Genomic DNA, 26,369 nt, shown 5'->3' on the forward strand with positions numbered 1-26,369 from the left:
TTATTGTAGAGGCTTGTTTTAAAAAATCTATATCTCTATAATTTTCAAAATCTCAAATCATGATGCCATATAATGAAACTTATACTCTTTTTTTAAACTTGGTAAAAGAAAGCATTGCGAACAAAACCTTTGCCAAACTAACTTTAGCCAAAACCATTGGAAAACCCGAACTACAAAACATATACATCAAAGTTACTTTAGTTGAAAATCAATTAAAACTATTGATTACACACAAAATATACAAAGAAGGTCTTCAAGAAATTGAAAAAATAGTTGACCTAACGGAACTAGAAAACGAAACGATTCCTTATATTCAAAAACCTTTTATGTCCCTTTTATTATTTACAAGCGAAGCTGACATAACTATGAAAATAAACAAGAAAAGAGTAGCTTCCATCATTGAACAGCCGCCTACTTTTAAGAATGCTGATCCTCTTTTTTTAACCTTATCATTTAAATAATCTTTAAAACTAAAATCATATTATGAACAATCCGTTTATTTACGAAAACGCACCTGCTTATTTTCATTCTTTTTTTGATCTTATAGAATCCGATCATTTAGTGGAAGAATTAGAGAAAAGTAAAAATTTTACCCTTGCCTTAATAGATAGCATAACTCCTGAAATAGAAAATTTTTCTTATGCTCCAGATAAATGGACTACAAAGGAAGTCCTTCTTCATATCATAGATGCTGAAAGAATACTTACCTATAGGGCATTGCGCTTTTCCCGATTTGATGCTACAGAATTAACAGGCTTTGATCAAAACAAATACATCCAAAATCTCAAATCAGTAAATTATAAATTAAGTGATTTACGAGAAGAATATATAAACGTAAGAAATGCTACCATTAGTCTATATAAAAATATGACAGAAGAAATGTTAGATTTCAAAGGAGTCACAAACCCAATTATCTTGACTGCTCGATCATTAGGTTTTATGGTCGTTGGACATAATATACACCACGCACAAGTAATTCAAAAAAAATACAGCACCGTTTCTTCTAATCTATAAAAAGAATGAAAGTCTAATGATAATAAAAAGTAAACCTTAATTAAGTTCTTATTAAGCATTAGACTTTATAATAAGAGTAAAAGAATACCGATTTATTGTAGATTGAAAATCATTTTTATCTATAATACATTTTATAGAGGCTGTCCGAAAAGGGCTCAATCTTGTCATTTCAATCAAAGTGGCTCGAACCAAATGAATAGACGAAGCAAAATCAGATAACACTAAAATATGTCTTCTCTTCTTGTAAAGGTGACAATCTAGATGTTGTGTATTAACTTTTCAGACATCCTCTCTATTTTAAACCTCATCAAGCAACTCTTTTCCTCTCCTAATTTATATTTAAATCAAACATGTCCTAAGTTTATACCATTTAAACTTAAAATATACTGGATTAAAAAGTAAAATTCTCGATATGTTTTTTTTATTTTAAAACAACTCAAATAAACGATTGATTATACGATTAAAATCATCGCTAGTTCGAGCGCGCAGCGCATCGAGAACCCACACTAATTTTTATTGCTTTTGTAGGACAGTGCCTAAATCAACATGCGGTTTGTCACTACGTAAGGAGGAGTTTGATAATCAATATTATGTGATTTCTCCCTTTGGTCGAAATGACAAGATTGCGAACTTTTTGGACAGTCTCAAGGTTAAAAAAAATTGTTATGAGGAAATTTCAAAGTTTAAACGACACAACTTCTAAAAATTTGTTTTATTCAACAAATAAGTTTATTTATTTTACAAAATATTAAATTAAAAATCGCGTTAAATTTAAATTATATTTTTTGTTATATTCCAATACTGTATATCTTAATATTTATAAAATACAATTGCTATGCAAAATACGATCACTTTAAATAATAACGTGCTCCAAATGAATTTAGGAGGTATAAAACCTCGGAAGTATGTGGTATCTCTAAAATATTTTGATGAGGAAAACACTTCTCCTACCAAACAGATGGATTATGCTACTGAAATTATTATTACTCGTAATAACACTGACTTTTGGTTATTAGATATATATAAAAAAAATATTTGGTTTAACCAGCATGAACCTGATTTCATCAATGAAATGATAGCCGACGAGCTATGCAACACTATTTATCCTCTTCAGGTAAGAATGGATGAAACGGGAGCTTGTTTGGGAATTAGTAATTTTAATCAGATTGTAAACGGCCGATGGTATAGAAATAAAGCAAAGGCTACTCAAAAATATACGTCTAAAATTATGCAATCTTTTTACGAGGCTTTTGAAAAAAATCTTGAAAATAGAAGAGTTTTTGAAAAAAGTATGACAAATGATTGGCTCTGGAGTCTGTTATTTCATCCTAAATACATTGATTATGGAGAAGAGCATACGGTACAAACCTTTCTATTTCTTCCTGTTGTTCCTTACGAACATCCTATACAATTCAGCGGAAAACAAAGAATACATACTAAAATTACGGATTATCATGATGTAGAAATTCATTTTGAATCAGATGAGATACTCGCACACCCCTATTTTATTTCAACCTTTAAAAAAAAGGCATCTATTTTAGAAAATAAAGTTTATATGAGGCTTAATGTATATTTTCATTTAGATGTGTACCATCTTTTTACAGTACATACAAGAGCTTATTTTGAAATTTATTCAAAAAATGCTGACGGAATGGAAACGCACATACAGCGGATTCAATTTACGCAGTATCAACAAGAAACTCAAAATAATAAAAAAACGCCCCTATCCTTCAAAAGTCCTTTTTTAGTAGATGAAAGCGAAGCAGAAGACACCGAAATTTATAAGACTTATCAAGGAAAAAATTATACTCGTCAAGAATGGATCATTTTTGAAGAAGAACAATACAGAATATACAAAGAGAAAAAAAATAAAAAAGGATTTTGGGATTTTTGGAAATAATTTTTCCTTGAACCCAAATTACTCGTTAGAAATTTGTTACAGATATAAAAAATGACTTTGAATCTAAAAAATACTCCTTTTTGCACCTCAATATAGTAAAACTATAATTGTGGTAAAAAATTTCAGTCCCTTTTTACCTTCTTTGGTCTTTTTATCTTCATCACAAAGCCTAACGCTCAATCTGATTAGATTAAAACATACGTAATGAATACTATTCAGATATTAAAAAATATGCGCGCTTTTTTGTATTTTTCTTCTTTTATAAAACATAGAAAATACCGATTAAAAGCATTTGAATTATCAAATAATTGATTATTTTTAACAAACAAACAAACAAACTAAACCATGGCACTACAAGAAATGTTAGTACAAGGAGCCTTGTGCAAATGCAATTTTGGTACAAATCCTGATACTCTAAAAGTTTTGACTCAAAAAAAATACTATCTCAACGATCATGAAGGCAAAAACAAATTAGTAGCCACTCATAAAGATATAGGTGCTACTTTTGAAAAAAACACCTTTGGCTCTTGCAAAAAAACAAACAACAACCCTTGTAACGCAAGTGTTACTGAATGGCATCATTATTATAAAAAAGCAACCTACGGTTCCTCTAAAGGTCATCCTCTTACAAAAGAAAGCAAAGCCACCTGCCCTATTGGAGGAAAAGACTGCATAACTATTCTTAAAAGCGGACAAACTGCCGAACCCACAAAACAAAATTTAAAAAATGCAGATCCTGAATTACTAGCTCATATACTACCTGTGATCAACATGAGCAACTTCGAGAAAAAAGAACCTTACAACCACATGATAATAGAATAATTATGGCTAAAATTATTTGTTGTAAATTTGATCGAGATGAAATAGTAATTTACAGACGCAAAAAAGAACTTGTAGATGCTCACACCCTAAAAAAGATAGAAGAAGATCGAAAAAAAATTAAAAAAAACGATGTCATCATTATTGACACAGCTTTTACCAACAACGCTCAATTTTATTTAGATACCTCGTGCTTTGAAGACCACAAAATGGCTTCTAATATCAAGTGGGCTGTTGTGTATCAATCTGCTTTTTTAGATGCCTGTAAAAAAGAACAAGACATTCCGCCTAAATTATGGGCTTTAAACGAAGGCGATTCCCTTATAAAATACAAAGGAATGAACAAATCCTATAAAAAAGGAGACCGCCTAACCGTTAAATTATTAGGCAATAGCAAATCTATGTACTACTATGGACACATACAAAAAGTTATTGTTTTTACAGACCAACCCGAAGAAGGATTTACATTTTATATAATTCCCGTATCAAGTCCACAAATAAATTTTGCGTATTTTGAAAACAGCGAAAAAAACTGGCAATATGGGCAATCCGCCAACCTATCTGTACACTACCATAACTTATGCTCCGAAAAAAACACCCCCCTCTACTCACAAGTATTTATAGTAGAAAACACCCCCAGCAACCAAAACCTAACCGCTCAAGAAGGAGAACCCCTTGATTTATCAACCATACAACAAGCAAGCGTTTGGTCAAGTGGTGAAAATCCTATGCCTGAAATAGATAAAAAAGAAAACGGCGTAAACTCTTTTGGAAAATACACCGTATTACTAGATTACGAAAACTGGAGAAAAGGCGATTTCAAAGAAAAACAATTTTCTATAATAGCCCTTGTGTACAAAAAAGACTACAGCTTTATAGGAAAACCCCTTTATATCATTCAAAAATTTAGAAACTTTTTATCAGACCCTACACATAACCTCTATCAATATGATTCTACAACCCTATTAATTAAAGATGTAGATAATACCGAAAACTCTATTTCAAGCAGAATCCGAGTACAAAAAAACTTTATGAGCGAAATTTTAGCCCGACAAGAAGTCCAAAAAAGCAATATGATTCAATACATTGGAGATATTGAATACAATAGAAGAGAATACGATCCTTGCGGATATTCTAAAATTACTATAAAAGACGATGATGATCCAGAAAGACAAGCACTTGTTCTTTTTGATGAAGAAGACACAACTAACCCGATAGACCGAACGACAAAAGTTTTTGGAATTATAACAGGAGACGAAAGAAAAAACATTTCTATTACCATAGATCAACTTACAACAAAGGAGGTATTTTGTCAAGGATTACTTTTAGAATCAGGACAAAAACACAATGAGTCCAAAAATGTTTTTCAGGTAGACAAAGTATATACGGCTCAAAAATCAAAAGATAAAAACAAGAAATCAATATACCCTGAAAAAAAAGACGACACTCATTTAGAACAACTCAAAAAGGCAAAGACTCCTATTACCCAACAAAATAAAAAAGATTATGACGTAATAAGAACTGACAATAGTTATAATCCATCGGAGACTCAAGGTTGGCAAGAAGGAATAGATTATAAATTTGAAGGAAATGATAAGATACTTATCATGCCTAAGTATATGTATAATAAAACAGCCTTAGAAAGTAAACAAAACCATTTAAATCCGTTAGAAAAAGAAGCACTGAATACACTATGGTTATTTAATTATTTTATCCTAAAAGAGGATTTGGCGCAAACCTATTTCCTTCCCATTTCAACCTGTCGTTATCCTAATCAGATTGCAAAAATAAAAGTGTATCCAGATATTGAATGGGAAATTGCTTTTTTAATCACTATAGGTACAGGGTATTCAGGAAATATAAAATACTCAAGAAATAGAATGAATGGCTATCATAAAAATTTTGGGTTTAAATATCTAAAAGATGATTTACAGATAGGAATTACTAAATCATCCAATATTGGTTGGTCTATTATGGGGAAATCTGTTATAAATGAAGAAGAGTATTCATTAGGTTTTGAAGGAATACAAAAATCTGTTGATTTACTTGTTTCTACGTTTAATATCAGTAAAGAAATTCTTGAAATATTGAATCCAGAAGGTACAAATCCTAATGAAAGTAGCGCAATAAGTAAGAAAGTTATAAAAATTGATTTTGCTATTGATCCTCCAAATATAGGTTTTGCTTTGAGTAAAAAATTTGGAGAAGCAAGTAATAAAAAAATTGTTCCTATTTATAAAGGAGGATTTCGTGCAGATCCTTTTATAGGAATAACAATTAGTGTAGACTTAGTTCAAGTGTTGGGAAATACTAATCTAATAACAAAAATAATATTATGGATTATTGAAAAAATTCAATATTTAACAAAATCTGAAATTTATATAACATTTGAAACAGGTTTAGCGGTAAAATTTGATTTTAAATTATCATATAATAGGATTGATCGCTTTTTTGATAAGAATAAAAATACTGAACAGGAAATAATAATAGAAGTACCAATAAGCATAAAAGCAGGATGTAAAAGTGAAGATGTTGTCATTATTCCTGCCGTAACAAAAAATAATAAAACATATCCAGAGCATGAAGAAGAAAAATGGAAAGTAGAAGGAGATTTAAGCACAACTTTTACTTTTACAAAATCTTATGGTTATGATGAAGATAAACAATATGAAAAATCAAAGGGCGTATGGAATTCTGCTGAAATTACGATTAGTTGCTATGAATTAGTGACCTCTAAGATCACAGGTTCATCTGTAAAAAGTGATAAATTTAAATTATTTGATGAAAAAACATTATTTGACAACCCTAAAACCTATATTGATGAAAATTAATTTAATATTTATGATTTTTACCCTAACTAATTTATATACATGTAGATGCCAGAAAACAAAAACAATATGTGAAAACAAATTTGATTTAAACTCTATTAGTTTTAAAAATAAAAATGAGTTAAATAAAATTTTTAGATTGGACTCAGGTTTTTATGGCATTTACTTTAGAAAAAATAAAGAATGGTTAATAAATAAAAATGATATACGTGGATATCTCTATAAAATAAGAGATACTTCTACTCGTATTTGTTTTTTTAATGAAAAAATAATAGCTAATAAAGATTATGCGATTTATTTAGATTCGAGTAAAAAAATATACGCATATTCTTTGCAAGCCAAAAGCGTTGAAGATATTGAAAAAAATATCAATAAATATATCACATTCCATAGAAAATATCTGTCAAAAAAATTAAATGAATATGAATCAAAAAAAATTTTTCAAAGTTACCCTGGAAATGAAAAAATTTTAAAGTTTGATTTTCCTGATAAAATAGTACTGATAAATTATATCAATAATGATAACTATCCAAATAGTTTAATAATTAGAGCAATAACAAAAAAAACTTTAAAAGAAGAATCTTATAACATAATAAAACAAGAATATGAAATTTACATTCAATAATTTTTTTTTAATATTTTTCTTATTTTTCTTATCAAACTGTCAAAGTCAACAAAACGAAAAATATATAGGTTTAAAATATGGGATTTTTGATATAGATAAGGTAACCTTTACAGAAAATATAGATACATTATTTTCAAAAATCCCTCACGTTGAAATTCTAAAAAAAATAAATGAGAGAAGAATGAGAGTATTTAGGGTTAAGTCAATAGCACAAGATAAAAAATTATTTAAATATTTTAATATTGAAGAAGGTAATACTGAATTTTATCTTGATGATAAAAATAATCTAGTAAGAATTCATGAAATGATAAATACAAATAAGAACATTGTAGATAATTTTTTAGAAAAGGTAAGAAGAAAATATAGAATTAACGAAAAAAAAATTGTGAAAAAAAAATTTATAGATGATATGTTCGTTGGACAATTGGAAAATAAACTTGTTTATATAACAAAATCTTGCAATGATCAAGATTGTTCTATTATATATAATATTTATAAATATCCCCAGAAGGATAAAGATATTATTAGTTTTATGTCGTTAGATAATATTGATCTAGAAAATTTACTAAAAAAATAAGTTAATATGCAACATAATTTCAATAATCCAATTTACGAAATTTCCATAAATTCCAGAGAGTGTGCAATAGCTTTAAAAGTTAATGATATTCCTTGTTTCTCAAATTTTAATAAAGGAGGAATAGCTGTAAATTGGCCAATAAATCCTAATATATTACATTCAGGAAAACAATCTTTTTTATTAGAAGTTTTTCCTTTTGAAAAGGAAATAATAATAAATAATAAAGCATTTATAGAACTCCAAATAACTGTAAGAGATAGATTTGATACTTCAAAATCAAAAATATCCCTTTTAAATTTTGATCCTGTATATTTTTCAAAACAAAAAGAAAATATTCAATATTATACAATTCTTGATGAATTTGATGCTCATGTTCCTTATTCTCATAGAGGATGGATTGATTCAATGTATATTTTGGATGAAAAAAAAGAAGATTTAATAAAACAAATTGATATCTTTTATGATGAACTATATCATATTTTTAAAACTTCAGATATAGAAAAATATAAACTTAAAATATCAGAAAGGTATCCTGAATTATGTAACTCATTTTATTTATCTTCTTTAGAAATAGAAAACAGAAAAGTTTCACTAATTCCAAAATTTAAAGGAATGATTAAAAGAGCCAGTATTGAAAAGTATAATCTAAATTTTTATGGTAATGGTAGAGTAGTTGGAGTAAATATTCCTTTTGAACCCGTGGCCTTAAAATTTTTCTCAGACAATGAAGAAGATAATATAATATACGAACAAGCATTATTTCATCGTAAAAAAAATGAAAACAAACTTTCTTTAATACGATAAAAACAAACCTATTTCCTTCCCATTTCAACCTGTCGTTATCCTAATCAGATTGCAAAAATAAAAGTGTATCCGGATGTAAGTTGGAAATTTCATCTTAATTATGGAATGAAAAACCCTATTTATTATAGAGATACTTGGGTACAAATGAGACAACATAGAGTAGAAAATGCGGTGCTCAAAGCACAGGCCTCAGATATAGATGGTTTTGATGGAACAGTAGAAACCACATTCGGTTTGTCTAAGGAGAAGATTCTCTATTAGATCCAATCCTAGGATTAGTTGCAAAAGCGGAACCAGCAATAGCCGCTGAAGCTGTTATTGATTTGATAGCTTGAGGTAAAAAACCACATCCAGCATCAAAAGCCGTGATTACAGCTCTAGATTCATTAGCATATACCTCAAATGCAGAAGTACGTTTTGACTTAAAATTTTATGGTAAATTAAATATTGAAGGAAATATAGAACTAAGTCATTAAAAAAAAGATGGAAATTTAAAAGCCGAAGGACAATTTGGTTTTGAATTAATATTACAAGCAGCAGCTACTGGAAAATTAAATGCCTTTTTTAGCGAAGTAGATTTAGATTTCGAAGCAAAAGCACAATCTGATGGTTATTTTTCATTAGGTTTATCAACAGGTATGGGATTATAAAGGTCTTTATTTTCAACCAATAGTTAGACATTCTGGTATTAAAATTATTTTAATTGTGTTCGTTAAAGTAAATGGGTTTAAAAGAACTAAAAAAGAAGAATACGTGGTTCTTAAAGAAAGAAAAGCAGAAAGTATTGATAAAAAATTCTATATCAATGATTAAAAAATATTTAATAATTTTTTTGACGATGTCTACACTTACCTGTAGTCAAAAAAAGAATAATGATAATACAAATATTAATAAAACTATGAACAAGTCAGTAAATACAATTATAGATAGCTTTAAAGAAAAACCCTATTACCATATAAAAGTAAAAAGCTCTGGAGTAAATTTTGACATAAGAATTAATGATTTACCTATTTTTAGATTTTTTGGAGAATCAGGAGGAACCAATATAGAGTATCCAATTAACACAGGAATATTAGAAACAGGAGAGCAAATTTTAACAATAAAAATATTACCTATAAAAGGAAAAAAAATTATCGCTCCTGAAAATACTTTCACATTAGAAATAAATAAAAAAGTGACGCTTGGACGTTTGATAATAAAAGAGAAATTATATTAATAATCCCCAAAATGGAAGTTCCAAAAGAAGGTATCCCCTATTGGGAGTTTAAAACTAAATTTAATGCGGAAGTTCCATATCAATTATCTGGTTGGAAAAACTCAAAAAAATTAGACCAACTACCTAATATAGATAAAACTATAAAAGATGCTTATAATAAAATAAAAGAAGCTATTGAACAAAAAAATAATACAAATTTTGCTCTACTGACTAAAAGAAAAACGTTAGAAGAAGCTATTTCTTTATATGAAAAACAGGAGAAAAGTTTGAACGGTTTTCAAGAAGAAAAAGAAACTATATTACCATTTACAAAATGTATAATTAAATTTTATGGAGATGGAAGACTAGTACGATTAGAAGATGAAGATGGAGAGTCTTGTCTAAAAGGCGAAACAAAAGAAAATGGAAAATCTGTAATATACAATTATCCCATTTTGTTTCATATACCACAAAATTCTAATGATTTAGAAATCATTAGATAATAAAAAATAGGTTTAACTACATTAAATCAATCATAGATTAGAGAATTACCTAATGAATTTTTATACTAATACTCCTTTAATAACCTTCAAAATTTTTAATAGAAAATTTAACAAACGGTTTGCTTTAATGGAGCAAGTATGAAACTAAACCTCCTAGCACTAAAAAAACAAGTTAAGAAACTATCATTTCAGCTACTAGATATAACTTCTCTGTCCAAGTAAAAAATAAAATACCTTCGTTATCAATTCTATGAGGAGAAGTCAAATACAAATCATCAAGCATAGATTTCATCCAAAAAATATACTATTACAAAAACAAGACAAAAAAATCATATAACTTTCGCCTTATTCATTAGATTTATAATTAAATTTGCGAGCTAATTTTTTTAAAATGAAGAATTTTTTCAAAGTATATTTTTCAGTATTGAGTTTAGCGGTTAGCGCACAAACACCTAAAATCAATGCGGAAGTAAAAAGACCTAAACTAGTTGTAGGTATAGTTGTAGATCAAATGAAAATGGAATATTTGAATCGTTTTTATAGCGACTTTTCAGAAAATGGATTCAAACGTTTATTACGAGATGGTTTCACATATCATAATATGCACTATAACTATATGCCTACTTTTACAGGTCCTGGACACGCTTCTATCTATACAGGAACTACACCAGCAATACACGGAATTGTAGGCAATGAATGGTTTAACAAAGCCACAGGGAAAAACCTATACTGTACAGATGATACCGATGTTTCTACAGTAGGCAATGGAACGGAACAAGAAGGTAAGATGTCTCCCAAAATTTTACAAGCGTCAACCATTACAGACGAACTAAAATTAAGTACCAATTTTAAAGGAAAAGTAATTGGCGTAAGCGTTAAAGATCGTGGGGCAATTTTGCCAGCTGGACATTTTGCAGACTGGGCTTTTTGGTTTAGTAAAACCGGAAATTTTATTTCCAGTACATTTTATGGCAAATCATTACCTTCTTGGGTAACCCAATTTAACAATGAAAAAAATTACGAAAAATACGTTAATCAAAATTGGGACTTACTAAAAGATAAAACAGCTTACAATGAAAGTTTACCAGATGATAACCCATACGAAGGAAAACTAAATAAAAAACAGGCTTTCTTTCCTTATTCCCTTTCGGAACTAACAAAACCAGGAGATGTAGGAATTTTAAGAACAACCCCTTTTGGAAATAATTTCTTAGCTGATTTTGCTCAAAAAACAATAGAAAATGAACAACTGGGAAAAGATGAAGACACCGACTTTTTAACCGTTAGTTTTTCTGCTACTGATTATATTGGTCACATGTATGGCCCACGTTCTATTGAATTACAAGATACATATTTACGCTTAGACCAAACATTAGCAAGCTTTTTACAATATTTAGATCTTAACGTAGGCAAAGATAACTACTTACTTTTTTTAACAGCAGATCATGCAGGTGCTGAAAACGTTATGCACCTAAAAGACAATCGCTATGATGTAGAAGACACCAACGAAAAGAATATAGAACACGCTATAGCTGAATTTACAAAAACACAATTTGGAGAAAACTTATTATTACTATACGATTCTTTTAATGTATTCTTAGACAAAGCAAAAATTAAAGAAAAAGGCTTAGAACTTAGCAAAGTTAAAAATGCCGTTAAGGAATTTTTATATACACAAAAACATGTTAAAAGAGTATATGATGAAAATGAAATCATAGCAGGCTCTGTAGCCGATAATTATTTAAACTTTGTATCCAAAGGTTATGACCCAGTTCAAAATGGAGAATTGATCATTGTAGACAAACCCGCTTATATGCAATACCAAACCACAGGAACTTCTCATGGCTCACCTTATAGCTATGATACACACGTGCCTTGCTTATTTTATGGTTGGGGAATTAAAAAAGGGGAAAATTTTGACAAAAAAGACATTACTCAAATTGCTCCTACCCTAGCTCTAAAACTAAAAACAACACTACCTAACAGTACAGATGCCATACCGTTAACCGAAATTTTACCCAAATAACAAAAAAAGCGTCTTTTAAAAAGACGCTTTTTTTGTCTTCAAATCTCCTTCTAAACCAGTATTATAAAGAGCGCTAAAACTTTCTTATTTTTACTCTCTATAAAATACCCTAACATACCAACTATCCCTAATCATGTCTAAATTACCACACATTACAACCAGCATTTTTGCTACCATGTCTAAGCTTGCACATGAAAAAAAAGCCCTTAATCTATCACAAGGATTCCCTAACTTTCCTGAAGACAAACGATTAATTGAAATAAGTCAACGACTCTTAAAAGAAAACATCCATCAATATACTCCTATGGCAGGTTTACCTACCTTAATGGAAAAAATTGCAAAACAAACCCAAACCCAGTACCAGCGATCTGTAGATTGTAATACAGAAATGCTTATTACCGCTGGTGCTACACAAGGTATATACAGCACAATCAATGCGTTAATATCTACAAATGATGAAGTAATTATTTTAGACCCATGTTATGATAGTTATGAACCCTCCGTTTTAGTAGCAGGCGGAAAACCAATACGTCTTCCTCTAAATCCAGACTATACCCCAGATTTTAACATCATAGAAAGAGCTATCACTCCTAGAACCAAAATGATTATCATCAACAATCCTCATAATCCAACAGGTAGAATTTGGACCGAAAAAGATTTTGAATCACTGGAAATCATATTAGAAAAACACCCTAAAATCCTTATTTTAGGAGATGAAGTTTACGAATATATTACTTTCAAACAAGCCCATATTTCGTTTAACACGCGAAAAAAATTAATTCATCGTAGCATAATTGCTTCCTCCTTTGGCAAATCTTTACATGTTACGGGATGGAAAATTGGTTATTTAATAGCCCCTGAATCAATCATGAATGAAATTAAAAAAATACATCAATTCTTAGTCTTCAGTGTCAACAGTTTTTCCCAATTTGCTATTGCGGAATACCTAGATGTAGTTCATTTTGATGAAGTTTCAAATATGTACCTCAAAAAAAGAAATTTATTTCAAGAGTTATTAAAAAACAGTCGTTTTGAACTGATGCCATGTGACGGAACTTATTTTCAAGTTGTAAACTATGAAAACATTTCAAAAGAAAATGATATAAAATTTGCAAAAGAATTAATTGATAAACAAGGTGTAGCCGCCATTCCCATGTCTGTCTTTTACAATAATCACACAGACCGAAAGATGCTTCGTTTTTGTTTTGCTAAAACAGACGAAACATTAATTCAAGCCGCTGAAAAACTTCTAAAAATATAACCAAGTCAATAAAATAAAGCATTATAAAATGACATCTAGATCATTTATTAAATTGTTAACAAAATAGATTTTCAAAACCCATAAATAATTGTATTTTTACGGCTCAAAATTTCGAATATCAAGATGGGTAAAATAATTGCAATTGCTAACCAAAAAGGTGGTGTAGGTAAAACAACCACTTCCATTAATTTAGCGGCCGCTTTAGGGGCTTTAGAAAAAAAAGTATTACTTATAGATGCTGATCCGCAGGCAAATGCTACCTCTGGATTAGGTATTGATGTAGAGTCAGTTGAACTAGGCACCTACCAAATTTTAGAGCATAGTTGTACGCCTACAGAAGCCTTAATTAACAGTACAGCTCCTAATGTAGATGTAATTCCTGCACATATTGACCTAGTTGCTATTGAAATAGAATTAGTAGACAAAGAAAATCGTGAATATATGCTTAAAGAAGCATTAAAATCCGTTTCTGACAACTACGACTACATTATTATTGATTGTGCTCCTTCTTTAGGATTACTCACATTAAACGCACTAACTGCAGCTAATTCAGTAGTAATTCCTATTCAATGTGAATATTTCGCACTAGAGGGACTAGGTAAATTATTAAACACCATTAAAAGTGTTCAAAAAATTCATAATCCTGATTTAGATATTGAAGGTCTTCTACTAACTATGTATGATTCACGTTTACGATTATCTAACCAAGTAGTAGAAGAAGTACAAAAACACTTTAACAATATGGTATTTGACACCGTTATTCAGCGTAATATCAAATTAAGTGAAGCACCTAGTTTTGGTGAAAGTATTATAAATTATGACGCCACCAGCAAAGGCGCTACAAACTATTTAGATTTAGCATCTGAAATTATCAAAAAGAATAGTTAATCAATTAAGTTTAGGAGGATTATATGGCATTGGCAAAAAAACAAGCAATGGGAAGAGGATTATCGGCTATACTGAAAGATCCAGAGAATGATATTAAATCAGCAACCGATAAAAATGCAGACAAAGTAGTAGGTAATATCCTAGAAGTGGATATTGAGTCTATTGAAATTAATCCTTTTCAACCTCGTACTAATTTTAATGAAGAAGCTTTACAAGAACTAGCAACCTCTATTAGAGAGTTAGGTGTTATCCAACCCATTACAGTTCGTAAAACTGATTTTAATAAATACCAATTAATTTCAGGTGAACGTCGTTTACGCGCTTCTAAAATTGTAGGATTAAAAACAGTTCCTGCCTATATTCGCTTAGCAGACGACAACGAATCGCTAACAATGGCGTTAGTAGAAAACATTCAGCGCCATGATTTAGATCCTATTGAAATCGCCCTTTCGTATCAACGTTTGATGGATGAAATCCAACTAACCCAAGAACAAGTAAGTGATCGAGTAGGAAAAAAACGCTCTACTGTTGCTAATTATCTTCGTTTATTAAAACTAGATCCAATTATACAAACCGGCATTCGTGATGGTTTTATATCCATGGGACACGGTCGCGCCATCATTACCATAGAAGATCATGATGCACAAGCTTCTATATATCAAAAAATAGTAAGCCAAAACCTTTCCGTTCGCGAAACAGAAGCTCTAGTAAAAGCTTATCACAATGGCGAATTAGACAAACCTACAACCAAGCCTACTGAAGCTGCTTTTGATATAGGTCTAGACGAAAAAAGATCTTTCAACGACTACTTTGGAGCCAAAGTAGATATTAAGGTAGCAGGTTCTGGAAAAGGAAAAATCACGATTCCTTTTCATTCAGAAGAAGATTTTAACAGAATTTTAAAACTAATAAACTCTTAGTGAAATATTGCATATACATAGTTATTGTTAGCTTTAGTTTAGGTCTTCTTTCCGCAAATGCACAAAATAAGATAAGACTAATAGCTAACGATACTATAACTAAACAAAACATAGACCCTTTACGTCCTGCCAAAGCTGCTTTTTACTCAGCATTACTTCCAGGAGCTGGACAAGCCTACAACAAAAGTTATTGGAAAATCCCCATTGTATATGCTGCAATAGGAACAGGAGCCTATGCTTATTTCTGGAATCAAAAAAAATATGACAGTTTCCGAACAGAATACATCAAAAGATTAGCTAAAGATCCCGATTTAAATCCAGAATACAATCGTTTAACTGACGATAAGTTAATTCAAGGACAACAATTCTATCAAAGAAATAGAGACTTATCCCTACTCATCACAGTAGCTCTTTATGCACTTAATATTATAGATGCCAATGTAGATGCTCATTTACAACAATTTAATGTAAACGACGGATTAACCATTCGTCCTGAAATACAAACTAACGATTTTAACACACAGCAAAACATAGGCCTTGCTCTAAACTTTAAATTTTAACCAATGAAAATAGCTCTTTTAGGATACGGCAAAATGGGGAAAGTAATTGAAAAAATTGCTTTAGAACGAGGTCACGAAATTATCTTAAAAAAATCAAGTCAAGATCTTTTTGACGGACTTGAAAAAGCAGATGTAGCCATTGACTTTAGTGTTCCAACAAGTGCTGTAACAAATATTACAACTTGCTTTGAAAAAAACATTCCTGTAGTAAGTGGTACAACAGGCTGGCTAGAACAATACCCAAAAATGGTTGATTTATGTAACCAAAAACAAGGAGCTTTTATTTACGGATCTAATTTTAGCTTAGGAGTTAATATTTTCTTTGAACTAAACTCTTATTTGGCTAAAATGATGGCCAACCTAGAACAATATAAAGTTTCTATGGAAGAAATCCATCATACCCAAAAATTAGACGCTCCGAGCGGTACCGCTATTACCTTGGCAGAAGGAATCATACAAAATTCAAAATATGAACATTGGACCATGAATCCTCCTAGTAATACACAAATTCATATAGAAGCCAAAAGAATAGAAAATATACCAGGCACACACTGTATTTTTTACGATAGTACAGTAGACCAAATAGAAATAAAACATACCGCTCATAATCGAGAAGGCTTTGCTTTAGGATCTATAGTAGCCGCAGAATGGTTAATAGGTAAAAAAGGTGTATTTACCATGAAAGACGTACTTTCCTTAAAATAATTTAATTACAATAACATTTTAGTCTAAACAAAGTTCTATAATATTATAAATTCTAACATTAAAGATGACAGCAACACAGTGGTTTATTTTTGTCTTGGTCATACAAATAATTCATGGCCTAGGAACTTGGAAACTTTATCAAAAAGCAGATAGAAAATCATGGGAAGCTTTTATTCCTGTTTATAACGCTATCGTTTTGATGAAAATCATTAATCGTCCAACTTGGTGGACAGCTTTACTTTTTGTACCTGTAATAAATTTAATTATGTTTATTGTTATATGGGTAGAAACCTTAAGAAGCTTTGGACAAAATAAAGAAAAAGACACCCTATTAGGCGTTCTAACACTCGGTTTTTATATTTATTACGTCAACTATTTTTTAGATGTCGAATACAAAAGAGACCGAAGCTTAGTTCCAACCACAAAATCAGGAGATACCATTGCTTCTCTACTGTATGCTATTGTAGTAGCTACATTAGTACATACTTATATCATGCAACCTTTTAACATACCTACCTCATCATTAGAAAAATCATTATTAGTAGGTGACTTTTTGTTTGTAAGTAAATTTCACTATGGTGCTAGAACCCCCTCTACAGCCATAGCCATGCCGATGGTTCATGATAGTATGATGATCGTAAAAGCAAAATCTTATTTAAGCAAACCCCAATTACCTTCTTTCCGATTCCCTGGATTACAAAAAATACAACACAATGATATTGTTTGTTTTAACTGGCCAGCGGATACTGTCTATCAATTTTTTGATCGTTCAGGAAGACACATAGATAAACCCAAAGATAAACGTTCTAACTACGTAAAACGTTGTGTAGGACTACCTGGTGATAACCTATCTATAAAAGATGGATATGTGTACATCAATAATAAAAAATTAATTTTACCCGAAAGAGCAAAACCTCAATATTCTTATTATGTAACAACAGATGGTAGTGATCTAGCTTCTTATGCGAGTTTACTCATTGAAGAATTAAAAATAACAGATGGCATCTATCCAACTGACAAGCCAAACGAGTATTTCTTTGGAGCAGTTACAGATGAAAACATAGCGCGTATTAAAAATATACCCATCGTAAAATCCGTTACCAAAAACCTAACACCCGCTCCAAAAGAAATAGATAAATCTATTTTTCCTCATAACCAAAAATGGTCTTTAGATAACTTTGGTCCTATTTATATTCCTGAAGCCAATAAAACAATTGTCTTAAATAAGGAAACACTCCCTTTTTATAAAAGAATTATCACCATTTATGAAGGCAATACTTTAGAAGAAAAAGGAGGAAAAATATATATTAATGGCAAAGAAGCTACTAATTATACTTTTCAACAAGATTACTATTGGATGATGGGAGACAACCGTCATCGCTCGGAAGATAGTCGTTACTGGGGATTCGTTCCAATGGATCATGTGGTAGGAAAACCTGTATTTATCTGGTGGAGTATTGACCCTAACATTCCTTGGAGCAAAGCCATTGACAAAATTCGTTGGGATCGACTATTTTGTACTGTGGGAGGTGACGGACAACCTACCTCTTATTTCAAATTTTTCTTAGTGGCACTTGTTGCTTGGTTTGGCTTTGATTGGTACAGAAACAAAAAGAAAAAAGCATAATTTAAATCAATAAATTTATCTCAGGTTTCAAATTTCAGGTCTATAAAACTTGAAACTTGAAACCTTCAATTTTTAAACAAATATGAATCTATTAATCCACCCTACTTATTTTCCCTCTATAAGTCATTTTGTGGCTATTGCACAAGCAGAAAAGATAACTTTTGAAATGGATGATAATTTTCAAAAGCAGACTAATAGAAATAGAATGTATATTTATAGTCCTAATGGGATTCAATTACTAAATATTCCTGTAAAACATTCTAAAGAAACCCATCAAAAAACAAGAGATATTCGATTAGAAACAGCTTTTGACTGGCAAAAACAACATTTTAAATCCCTAGAAGCGGCCTACAGAACCTCTCCTTTCTTTGAATACTATGAAGATGCTATTGCTCCTATATTTACAAAAAAACACGAGTTTTTAATGGATTTAAATTATCAAACCATCGAAATCGTTTCTAAATGTTTAGGATTGCATTTTAACTATGATAAAACAACAGAATACTTTAAAGAAACTACAAACTTTACTGATTTACGGTCATTAGCAAACGGCAAAAAAGATTTAACACAACTTACACCTTACACACAAGTTTTTGATGAAAAACATGGTTTTATAAACAATTTAAGTGTTTTAGATCTTCTTTTTAACGAAGGTCGTTATGCCAAGGACTATTTATTAAATCAAAACATATTTTAGTATAACGAAAGCCTAGTTAAAATAGGTAAATGATCTGAATTAACAAAATTTGGAAAATTTTTAAAACTCTTAACATTCATCTTTGGATCTGCAAAAATATAATCAATTCGGGCAGGATAATATTTAAAGTTATAAGTCTGTCCGAATCCTTTTCCTGCCTCTTCAAAAGCATCTTGCATACTTCCTTTTACCGTTCTATAGACATACGAAAAAGCACTGTTATTCATATCTCCACAAACAACTAAAGGATAAGTACATTCTTTTTTATGTTCTACGAATATTTCAGCCTGTTGTTGTTGTTTTTTAAATGCTTTTCCTATACGCTTAAAAATCATTTCTGATTTAGCCTGACTAAAACCTTCTGCTTTCTCTGATATTTCATTTACATCAGGGGAAATTTTAATTGATTCTAAATGTAAATTATAAACTCTTACAATATCTTTTCCTATTTTAATATCCGCGAATATGGCAATATTATTAGATTCCGGAAATACTACCTCTCCTTCGTTAACGATAGGAAATTTTGAAAATATAGCATTCCCTGTTTTAATTAAATTCCCTTTTGTAAAAATAGCTCGGTATGGATATAACTTAAAATCTACCTTAGATGATGCAGAGGTAGAATACTCTTGAATAGATAGAATATCAGGATTATTCTCATTTATAAATTCTAAAATTTGATCTGCTACATCCTCTCTTGATATCCATTTAAATAAATTAAATAACCGAACGTTGTAATTCATTATCACAAAATCCTTTTCAGAATCCGCTAATTCTTTAGAAGAAAACTTATAAAATTTATTAACAAAGGTAATTCCTAATAGTAGTATTAAACCTGAAAAAATCATTTGCCTCTTTAATAATAAAAGCCAATACAAAAAAAACAAAGCATTGATTATTAAAAAAAAGGGTAAAATCAAGGTAAGTACAGATAAAAATGGAAACCATTTAGGTGCTAAAAAAGGCAGTGCATACGCTAAAAATGTCAACAACGTAAGCAAAAGATTAGCAACAAAAACGAGTTTATTAAACCACGTAAGGTTTTTCATTTTATTCTATTTGAAATAATTACAAAGAAACAATTTTTTATCAGAATACACTAATTATTTGCCTGCTCTAAAAAGAAACTCTTTTTCTTCTTTCGTAAGGCTTTCATAACCTGACTGGCTAATTTTATCCAAAATTTCATCAATTTGTTGTTGTGTTTTATCTTTCCTAATAATCCTGCTTTTTATTTCATTAGCTGGAGTAACGTTTTTATAAACAGATTTAAAAGGGGCACTTTTTTTCACGCTGAATACACCAACCAATCTATCTAAAAACCAATTTAATCCTTTACCTAAATCAAACCCTTTTTGTAATAATTTTATATAAATAAAACCAAAAAAAGCACCTCCTAAGTGTGAAATATGGCCTCCTGTATTTTCTAGAGGCAATTGTACTAAATCTATTATTAGGAAAGCTAACGCAATTTGCCATACATAAATATTACCAAACAAAACTAATCTAACCCTCATATAAGGTTGATAAGTAGCCGTAGCAAAAACAATAGCCATAATAGAAGCTGAAGCCCCAACAAGCAAAACTGTTTTAGTAGACAAAGAAGGTAATAATAAATAAGTAAAAATATAAATTAATCCAGCAAAGAAGCCTCCCAAAAGATACACGGACAAAAGTTGCTTTTGTGTAAAATAAGTCGTAAAAATTCGACCTGCAAAATGCAACATTAGCATATTAAATATCAAATGAACAAAACTACTATGAAAAAAACAGTAACTAATCAGACTCCAAGGTCTACAAAACAACTGTTTAAAATTACTTGACAAAGCAACCCATTCATAAATATTAAATTCTGTTCCTCCAATTTTTAATAAATAAACAGTAAAGACTGGAAAAACAAATAATATAATATTCCAAAAAATTAATTTCAAGGTTAAATCACCTACTTTATATTGCTGCTTTAAGTCATATAAAATATTCATATCATGTAATTTAGTTCCAGTTTGTTTTTATTTTTTTTTAGTTCCAACGTTTATCGTTAAACGAGTTCTTTTTCCAATACCACATCATCAAAAAACCTATTAAAGCTCCACCTACATGTGCAAAATGCGCAATATTTCCTCCAAAAATTGAAGATCCTGTAACTCCCGAAAACAAATCTAAACCAACGACTATTGGAACAAAATACTTTGCTTTTATTGGCACTGGAATAAACATCATCATTAATTCAGCATTTGGGAACATAAAAGCAAAAGCTGTTAAAAGACCATAAATAGCTCCCGAAGCCCCCACTGCTCGTGATAAATAGGTTGAAATAAAAGAAGTTAATTCTTGTTGGGTTAAGATTTCTTCCCAAGCTAATTTATATTTCCCTTCTTTAAGTATTTCAAAAATCTCTATTTTTTTCTCACCATTTTCTAGCAATAAATTTAACCCTTCTTGAAAATGAATATAATTTACTCCTGAATGTATTAATCCCGCTCCTATACCACATGAGATATAAAAAAATAAAAATTTCTTAGCTCCCCAAAAATGTTCTAATGCAGTTCCAAAGGAATATAGAGCAAACATATTAAATAAAATATGTATAAAATTACCATGTATAAACATATAAGTTAGTAATTGCCACGGTCGAAAATTTGTGTTTTCAAAATAATACAAAGCTAATATACTATTTGAATGTTGTACTAAATAGGTTCCAATAAAACAAATAACATTAATGATTAAAAGTTGCTTAACGGTTGGGGTAATTTGTATCATATACTAAACTTTTTATCTATATCTTCCACACTCAATGTAATAAATGTAGGACGATTAAAGGGTGAAACGGATTGCTCTTTACAAGCAAAAAGATTGTTAACTATATTCTCTTGTTCTAATTCGGTTAAAAAAGTCCCTGTTTTAACAGCTAAACTCCTGGCCATAGATTTAGCCATACTATCCATTTGACTAAAACTGCTATCAGGTATTTCTTCCTGTAAATCTGCTATTAATTGTTCTAAAACTTTAGTTACTTCACTTTCTGACATTGTAACAGGAATTCCTGATATTACTACTGAACCCGAAGCGGCTGATTCAAAAATAAATCCAGCATTTTCTAACGAAGCTTTTAACTCTAAAAACAATGCCATTTCTATTCCTGAAAAATACAAAGTCAAAGGAAAGAGCAATTGCTGACTATTTGCTTGTTGAACAGTTATATTTTTCAACAACTGCTCATACAAAATGCGTTGATGTGCTCGTTGTTGATCTATAATTAACATTCCTGATTTTATAGGACTTATTATGTATTTTTTTTGTAATTGATAGGTTATAGATTTTGATTTTTCTATTTCTGTATCATTAAATAAAGATCCTGTAACTGATTCTGATTCAAAATTTATTTCCTCTGATTCAAATGCGTCTTTTAGTCCTACATAAAGACTCTCCCAACTCTGATTCTCCTTTTTAGAATGATAATTAAAGCTGTTATTATTTGAAGAAGAACTAAAACTAGTAGCAGATGTTTTTTTAATTACAGGTTCTTCTTCTGCAAAAGGATTAAAACCTGCATCTACTTGTATAGTAGGCATTTCGGCTTCTTTCCCCACATAACTATAAGGTGTATCGAGGTTTGCATCGCGATCAAAATCTAAAACAGGTGCTACGTTAAACTGTCCTAAACTATGTTTTACAGCCGAACGTATAATGGCATACAAAGCCTGTTCATCATCAAACTTTATTTCTGTTTTAGTTGGATGAATGTTAATATCAATGGTATGAGGAGGAACATCTAAATAAAGAAAATAACTGGGTTGCATACCTTCTTTTAATAAACCTTCATAGGCCGTCATAATAGCATGATGCAAATAACCACTTTTAATAAAACGATCATTTACAAAAAAGAATTGTTCACCTCTACTCTTTTTAGCAAATTCAGGTTTACCAATAAAACCTTTTAACTTAACAATCTCAGTATCTTCTGTTATAGGTACTAATTTTTCATTTGTTTTAGCAGCAAATATGTTAACAATACGTTGACGTAAGTTAGACTGAGGCAAGTTAAACACTTCACTTCCATTATGATAAAATGTAAAATGTATGTTTTCATGCGCTAGAGCTACTCTTTGAAAATCATCAATTATATGACGTAACTCTACGCTATCTGATTTTAAAAAGTTTCTACGTGCTGGTATATTAAAAAATAAATTTTTAATAGCAAATGAAGTCCCTTTAGGTAATACGGAAGGTTCTTGTGATACAAATTTACTACCTTCTATAATTAAATGGGTCCCTAATTCTTCTTGATCTTGTTTTGTTTTGAGTTCCACATGCGCTATTGCTGCTATAGAAGCTAAAGCTTCTCCGCGAAAACCTTTAGTGTGTAAATCAAACAAATCTTCTGCTTTTCTAATTTTTGACGTTGCATGACGTTCAAAACAAAGACGTGCGTCTGTTACACTCATACCTTTACCGTTATCTATAACTTGTATAAGTGTTTTACCTGCATCTTTACAAATAAGCTTAATATCAGTTGATCCTGCATCAATTGCATTTTCCACCAATTCTTTGACTACCGAAGCAGGTCTTTGTACTACCTCTCCTGCCGCTATTTGGTTAGCCACATGATCGGGTAGTAATTGTATTATACTTGACATTAAATGAGTTACTAAATTAATTTTCTAAATGGGTTGGAGAACAAATTTAAAGAAAAGGAATGGGTTTTTACACCCAAGTTTTTTAATTTTTTTACAAAAAAACCATTCTATTACATTGTAATTAGAATGGTCTGTTATTATTCTTTTTTCTTAAGCTTTTTATTAAAAAATAATTTTTCTTTAGATTAAAACTGATTCCTTAAATCCACCATTTTTATAGCTGCTATTGCTGCTTCTGTTCCTTTATTTCCGTGAGCTCCTCCACTCCTAGCTATAGATTGTTCTTCTGTATTATCTGTTAGTACACAAAAAATAGTAGGTACATCGTATATGACATTCATATCTTTAATTCCTTGTGTAACACCTTCACAAACAAAGTCAAAGTGCATAGTTTCTCCCTTAATAACACAACCTATTACAATAACGGCATCTAAATCTAGGTTTTTATGCATTTGACTTGCACCGTAAATTAATTCAAAACTCCCTGGTACATTCCAACGAATAATATTTTCAGGCAAAGCACCACAATCTAAAAGAGCTGTTTCGGCTCCTTTAAAAAGACCTTCTGTAATTTTGTCATTCCATTCAGAAACGACAATCCCAAATCGAAAGTCTTTCGCATTTGGGATCATGTTTTTATTGTATTCTGATAAATTCTTATTTGCTGTAGCCATGTATTCAGTTTACAGTATTCAGTTTACAGTCTTTGGCTAATACCAAAACACTATAACTTGTTAAATTAATTATTGCGCCATTCCTATTAAAGCATCAATATTTTGAGCTTCTGGAGTGTCTTCGTATTTTTCTTTAATTTCACTAAAATATTTCAAAGCATCTGCTTTATTTCCTTTAGCAAAAGCTAACTGTCCTGCTTTTAATAAAAAACGTGGTGTTGTTAACTCATTTACATTACTTTCGGCTGCCTTTACATAATACTCTAAAGCTTCGTCTGCCTTATTTAACTCTGCGTTTGCATCACCTATAGCTCCTAAAGCTAAAGCATTCGTGTAAGCATCATCTGATTTATAATCATTCAAATATTCTATTGCTTTATCAAATTGTTTTGTATGCAAATAAGCCATACCAGCATAATAATTGGCTAAATTACCTGCGTCTGTACCACTGTGATTTTTAGCAATATCAATGAAGCCTTGTTTTCCTTCACCTCCATTTAGTGCTAACTTAAATAAAGAATCATTTGCTTGTGGTGCATCAACTGCTTGTTGAAAATATTTTTGCGCCTGATACATATCACTCGCCGCCTCATTTTCAGCTGGCGTTGACACAAATTTGTTATACATCAAATAGCCCACTACAACTAAAGCCACTCCTCCTAGAACAGATAAAATCACATTCTGATTCTTTGCAACAAATTCTTCTGTTTTACTTGCTGTTTCGTCTAAGGTATTAAAAACGTTAGCGGTTGTACTTTCACTTTCTTCAACCGCAATGGTTTGTTCTAAATCAGCTACGTTTTCAAGTACATCTTCTTCAGTCTTCTCAACTTGTGGTTTTGGAGCTTTATATCCTCTTTTATTATAAGTTGCCATTATAATTTTAAATTAGTGAAGTGCAAAAATAAAATTTTTATTGAAAAACAAAATAAGTTTTCACTTTATTTTTAATAATTTGCGAGCGTTTTTTAATAACTATTTCAAAAAAATTTAGAATCCCTCGATTTATGCATCTAAAAAAAATTTCGCTATTTAACTTTAAAAATTTTGAAGAAGCAAATTTCGAATTTGAACATAAAATCAATTGTTTTGTCGGAAAAAACGGAATTGGTAAAACCAATATTCTAGATGCTATTTATCATCTAGCTTTTGGCAAAAGTTATTTTAATACCCTTGCTATACAAAACATTAAACATGGAAGTGATTTTTTTGTAATAGATGGTGAATTTATAAAGCAAGATCGTCCCGAAAGTATTATTTGTAGTTTAAAAAAAGGGCAAAAAAAAATCTTAAAACGCAATGGAAAACTTTATGAAAAATTTTCTGATCATTTAGGTTTAATCCCAATGGTCATCATATCGCCAACAGATGCCGATCTAATTAGAGAAGGAAGCGAAGTTAGAAGAAAATTTATAGACAGTGTTATTTCTCAACTAGATAATCTTTATTTACAACAACTAATACAATATCAAAAAGTACTAGCTCAACGAAACGCTTTACTAAAATACTTTGCTCTAAATAGAATCTTTGAACAAGACACTTTAGATATTTACAATGAACAACTAGCCAATTTAGGTACTGAAATATTCAAAAAAAGAGAACAATTTTTATCCGAGTTCATCCCCATCTTTAATCATTATTACAAACTCATTTCTAATTCTGCTGAAAATGTCTTTTTAGCTTATGAGAGTCAACTAAAACAAACTTCTTTAAAGCAGCTCTTATCAGAAAACATACACAAAGACAGAACATTACAATACACTAGTATTGGAATCCACAAAGATGATTTAGCTTTTTTAATAGAAGGTTATCCTATAAAAAAATTTGGTTCCCAAGGACAACAAAAATCTTATTTAATAGCCTTAAAACTAGCACAATTTGAATTTGTAAAAAAACAAAGTGGAGAAAAACCGATTCTTTTATTTGATGATATTTTTGACAAATTAGACGAAGATCGTGTTAGCCAAATTGTTTCAATGGTAAACAATGAGGAATTTGGACAACTTTTTATTTCAGACACTCATCCTGATCGAACTGAAAATATTGTCAAACAAACCCATCAACTTTACAAAATTTTTAACATATAATTTTTTAATTTAGCCTACAAAA

26 protein-coding genes are annotated in these 26,369 nt (G+C 30.3%); 20 read left to right on the forward strand and 6 right to left on the reverse strand.

Translation table 11 applies throughout. The features are described 5' to 3' along the window. Window positions 1–59: 59 nt before the first annotated feature. The 19 genes from ACUXZJ_RS14745 (at window position 60) to ACUXZJ_RS14835 (ending at window position 18,949) form a co-directional block, all read left to right on the forward strand. Window positions 60–461 carry a hypothetical protein gene (locus ACUXZJ_RS14745; protein WP_088418859.1) on the forward strand — a complete coding sequence of 134 codons (402 nt, stop codon included), beginning with the start codon at window positions 60–62 and terminating at the stop codon, window positions 459–461. 22 nt (window positions 462–483) lie between these two features. Continuing rightward, window positions 484–1,014 (forward strand): DinB family protein, encoded by a 531-nt coding sequence (locus tag ACUXZJ_RS14750; protein WP_060382703.1) that lies wholly within the window; start codon window positions 484–486, stop codon window positions 1,012–1,014. Between the two features lie 835 nt (window positions 1,015–1,849). Further along, window positions 1,850–2,914 carry a hypothetical protein gene (locus ACUXZJ_RS14755; protein WP_163444467.1) on the forward strand — a complete coding sequence of 355 codons (1,065 nt, stop codon included), beginning with the start codon at window positions 1,850–1,852 and terminating at the stop codon, window positions 2,912–2,914. Window positions 2,915–3,259: 345 nt separating this feature from the next. Beyond that, on the forward strand, window positions 3,260–3,736 hold the full coding sequence (locus ACUXZJ_RS14760; RefSeq protein ID WP_088466583.1) for a DUF4280 domain-containing protein: 477 nt from the start codon (window positions 3,260–3,262) through the stop codon (window positions 3,734–3,736). A 2-nt stretch (window positions 3,737–3,738) separates the two neighbouring features. After that, window positions 3,739–6,564: a hypothetical protein gene (locus tag ACUXZJ_RS14765; RefSeq protein ID WP_446195378.1), complete on the forward strand. Its 2,826-nt coding sequence runs from the start codon at window positions 3,739–3,741 to the stop codon at window positions 6,562–6,564. After that, window positions 6,554–7,186 carry a hypothetical protein gene (locus ACUXZJ_RS14770; protein ID WP_063743083.1) on the forward strand — a complete coding sequence of 211 codons (633 nt, stop codon included), beginning with the start codon at window positions 6,554–6,556 and terminating at the stop codon, window positions 7,184–7,186. The genes ACUXZJ_RS14765 and ACUXZJ_RS14770 overlap by 11 nt, the downstream gene beginning before the upstream one ends. Next, window positions 7,167–7,763 carry a hypothetical protein gene (locus ACUXZJ_RS14775; RefSeq protein ID WP_063743084.1) on the forward strand — a complete coding sequence of 199 codons (597 nt, stop codon included), beginning with the start codon at window positions 7,167–7,169 and terminating at the stop codon, window positions 7,761–7,763. The genes ACUXZJ_RS14770 and ACUXZJ_RS14775 overlap by 20 nt, the downstream gene beginning before the upstream one ends. Window positions 7,764–7,769: 6 nt before the next feature. Beyond that, the gene (locus ACUXZJ_RS14780; protein ID WP_063743085.1) at window positions 7,770–8,567 is read left to right on the forward strand and encodes a hypothetical protein; all 798 of its coding nucleotides are present in this window, start codon (window positions 7,770–7,772) and stop codon (window positions 8,565–8,567) included. 63 nt (window positions 8,568–8,630) lie between these two features. Beyond that, a complete protein-coding gene (locus ACUXZJ_RS14785) occupies window positions 8,631–8,828 on the forward strand; it encodes a hypothetical protein (RefSeq protein WP_063743086.1) in 198 nt (65 codons plus the stop codon). A gap of 577 nt (window positions 8,829–9,405) precedes the next feature. After that, on the forward strand, window positions 9,406–9,783 hold the full coding sequence (locus tag ACUXZJ_RS14790; RefSeq protein ID WP_446195381.1) for a hypothetical protein: 378 nt from the start codon (window positions 9,406–9,408) through the stop codon (window positions 9,781–9,783). An 11-nt stretch (window positions 9,784–9,794) separates the two neighbouring features. Next, window positions 9,795–10,265 (forward strand): hypothetical protein, encoded by a 471-nt coding sequence (locus tag ACUXZJ_RS14795; RefSeq protein WP_063743088.1) that lies wholly within the window; start codon window positions 9,795–9,797, stop codon window positions 10,263–10,265. Between the two features lie 391 nt (window positions 10,266–10,656). Further along, window positions 10,657–12,291, forward strand: a complete 1,635-nt coding sequence (gene pafA, locus ACUXZJ_RS14800; RefSeq protein ID WP_060382724.1) for an alkaline phosphatase PafA — start codon at window positions 10,657–10,659, stop codon at window positions 12,289–12,291. A 133-nt stretch (window positions 12,292–12,424) separates the two neighbouring features. Next, the gene (locus tag ACUXZJ_RS14805; protein ID WP_060382725.1) at window positions 12,425–13,552 is read left to right on the forward strand and encodes a methionine aminotransferase; all 1,128 of its coding nucleotides are present in this window, start codon (window positions 12,425–12,427) and stop codon (window positions 13,550–13,552) included. Between the two features lie 123 nt (window positions 13,553–13,675). After that, window positions 13,676–14,440 carry a ParA family protein gene (locus ACUXZJ_RS14810; RefSeq protein ID WP_060382726.1) on the forward strand — a complete coding sequence of 255 codons (765 nt, stop codon included), beginning with the start codon at window positions 13,676–13,678 and terminating at the stop codon, window positions 14,438–14,440. Between the two features lie 23 nt (window positions 14,441–14,463). After that, window positions 14,464–15,360 carry a ParB/RepB/Spo0J family partition protein gene (locus tag ACUXZJ_RS14815; protein ID WP_060382727.1) on the forward strand — a complete coding sequence of 299 codons (897 nt, stop codon included), beginning with the start codon at window positions 14,464–14,466 and terminating at the stop codon, window positions 15,358–15,360. Next, entirely contained in the window at window positions 15,360–15,920 is a 561-nt protein-coding gene (locus ACUXZJ_RS14820) for a DUF5683 domain-containing protein (RefSeq protein ID WP_060382728.1), read from the forward strand. The genes ACUXZJ_RS14815 and ACUXZJ_RS14820 overlap by 1 nt, the downstream gene beginning before the upstream one ends. A 3-nt stretch (window positions 15,921–15,923) precedes the next feature. After that, window positions 15,924–16,625 carry a 4-hydroxy-tetrahydrodipicolinate reductase gene (dapB, locus tag ACUXZJ_RS14825; RefSeq protein ID WP_060382729.1) on the forward strand — a complete coding sequence of 234 codons (702 nt, stop codon included), beginning with the start codon at window positions 15,924–15,926 and terminating at the stop codon, window positions 16,623–16,625. 64 nt (window positions 16,626–16,689) lie between these two features. Further along, window positions 16,690–18,252 carry a signal peptidase I gene (lepB, locus tag ACUXZJ_RS14830; protein WP_060382730.1) on the forward strand — a complete coding sequence of 521 codons (1,563 nt, stop codon included), beginning with the start codon at window positions 16,690–16,692 and terminating at the stop codon, window positions 18,250–18,252. Between the two features lie 82 nt (window positions 18,253–18,334). After that, window positions 18,335–18,949 (forward strand): WbqC family protein, encoded by a 615-nt coding sequence (locus tag ACUXZJ_RS14835; RefSeq protein ID WP_063743089.1) that lies wholly within the window; start codon window positions 18,335–18,337, stop codon window positions 18,947–18,949. Here ACUXZJ_RS14835 and ACUXZJ_RS14840 read toward each other — a convergent pair. The 6 genes from ACUXZJ_RS14840 to ACUXZJ_RS14865 all read right to left on the reverse strand — a co-directional run bounded on the left by ACUXZJ_RS14840 (window position 18,946) and on the right by ACUXZJ_RS14865 (window position 25,136). Beyond that, entirely contained in the window at window positions 18,946–19,998 is a 1,053-nt protein-coding gene (locus ACUXZJ_RS14840) for an endonuclease/exonuclease/phosphatase family protein (RefSeq protein ID WP_063743090.1), read from the reverse strand. The genes ACUXZJ_RS14835 and ACUXZJ_RS14840 overlap by 4 nt on opposite strands. Window positions 19,999–20,052: 54 nt before the next feature. Next, window positions 20,053–20,931, reverse strand: coding sequence for a rhomboid family intramembrane serine protease (locus ACUXZJ_RS14845; RefSeq protein ID WP_063743091.1), 879 nt, complete (start codon window positions 20,929–20,931; stop codon window positions 20,053–20,055). Between the two features lie 37 nt (window positions 20,932–20,968). Beyond that, entirely contained in the window at window positions 20,969–21,709 is a 741-nt protein-coding gene (locus tag ACUXZJ_RS14850) for a rhomboid family intramembrane serine protease (RefSeq protein ID WP_060382734.1), read from the reverse strand. After that, entirely contained in the window at window positions 21,706–23,586 is a 1,881-nt protein-coding gene (gene mutL, locus ACUXZJ_RS14855) for a DNA mismatch repair endonuclease MutL (RefSeq protein ID WP_060382735.1), read from the reverse strand. The genes ACUXZJ_RS14850 and mutL overlap by 4 nt, the downstream gene beginning before the upstream one ends. A 185-nt stretch (window positions 23,587–23,771) precedes the next feature. Further along, window positions 23,772–24,260, reverse strand: coding sequence for a 6,7-dimethyl-8-ribityllumazine synthase (gene ribH / locus ACUXZJ_RS14860; protein WP_060382736.1), 489 nt, complete (start codon window positions 24,258–24,260; stop codon window positions 23,772–23,774). 69 nt (window positions 24,261–24,329) lie between these two features. Next, complete coding sequence (locus ACUXZJ_RS14865) at window positions 24,330–25,136, reverse strand: tetratricopeptide repeat protein (protein ID WP_063743092.1); 807 nt, start codon at window positions 25,134–25,136, stop codon at window positions 24,330–24,332. A 131-nt stretch (window positions 25,137–25,267) separates the two neighbouring features. Here ACUXZJ_RS14865 and recF point away from each other — a divergent pair, with 131 nt between their 5' ends. After that, the gene (gene recF / locus ACUXZJ_RS14870; RefSeq protein ID WP_088466898.1) at window positions 25,268–26,347 is read left to right on the forward strand and encodes a DNA replication/repair protein RecF; all 1,080 of its coding nucleotides are present in this window, start codon (window positions 25,268–25,270) and stop codon (window positions 26,345–26,347) included. Window positions 26,348–26,369: the final 22 nt, after the last annotated feature.

Source organism: Flavobacterium sp. TN-1, assembly GCF_052828645.1.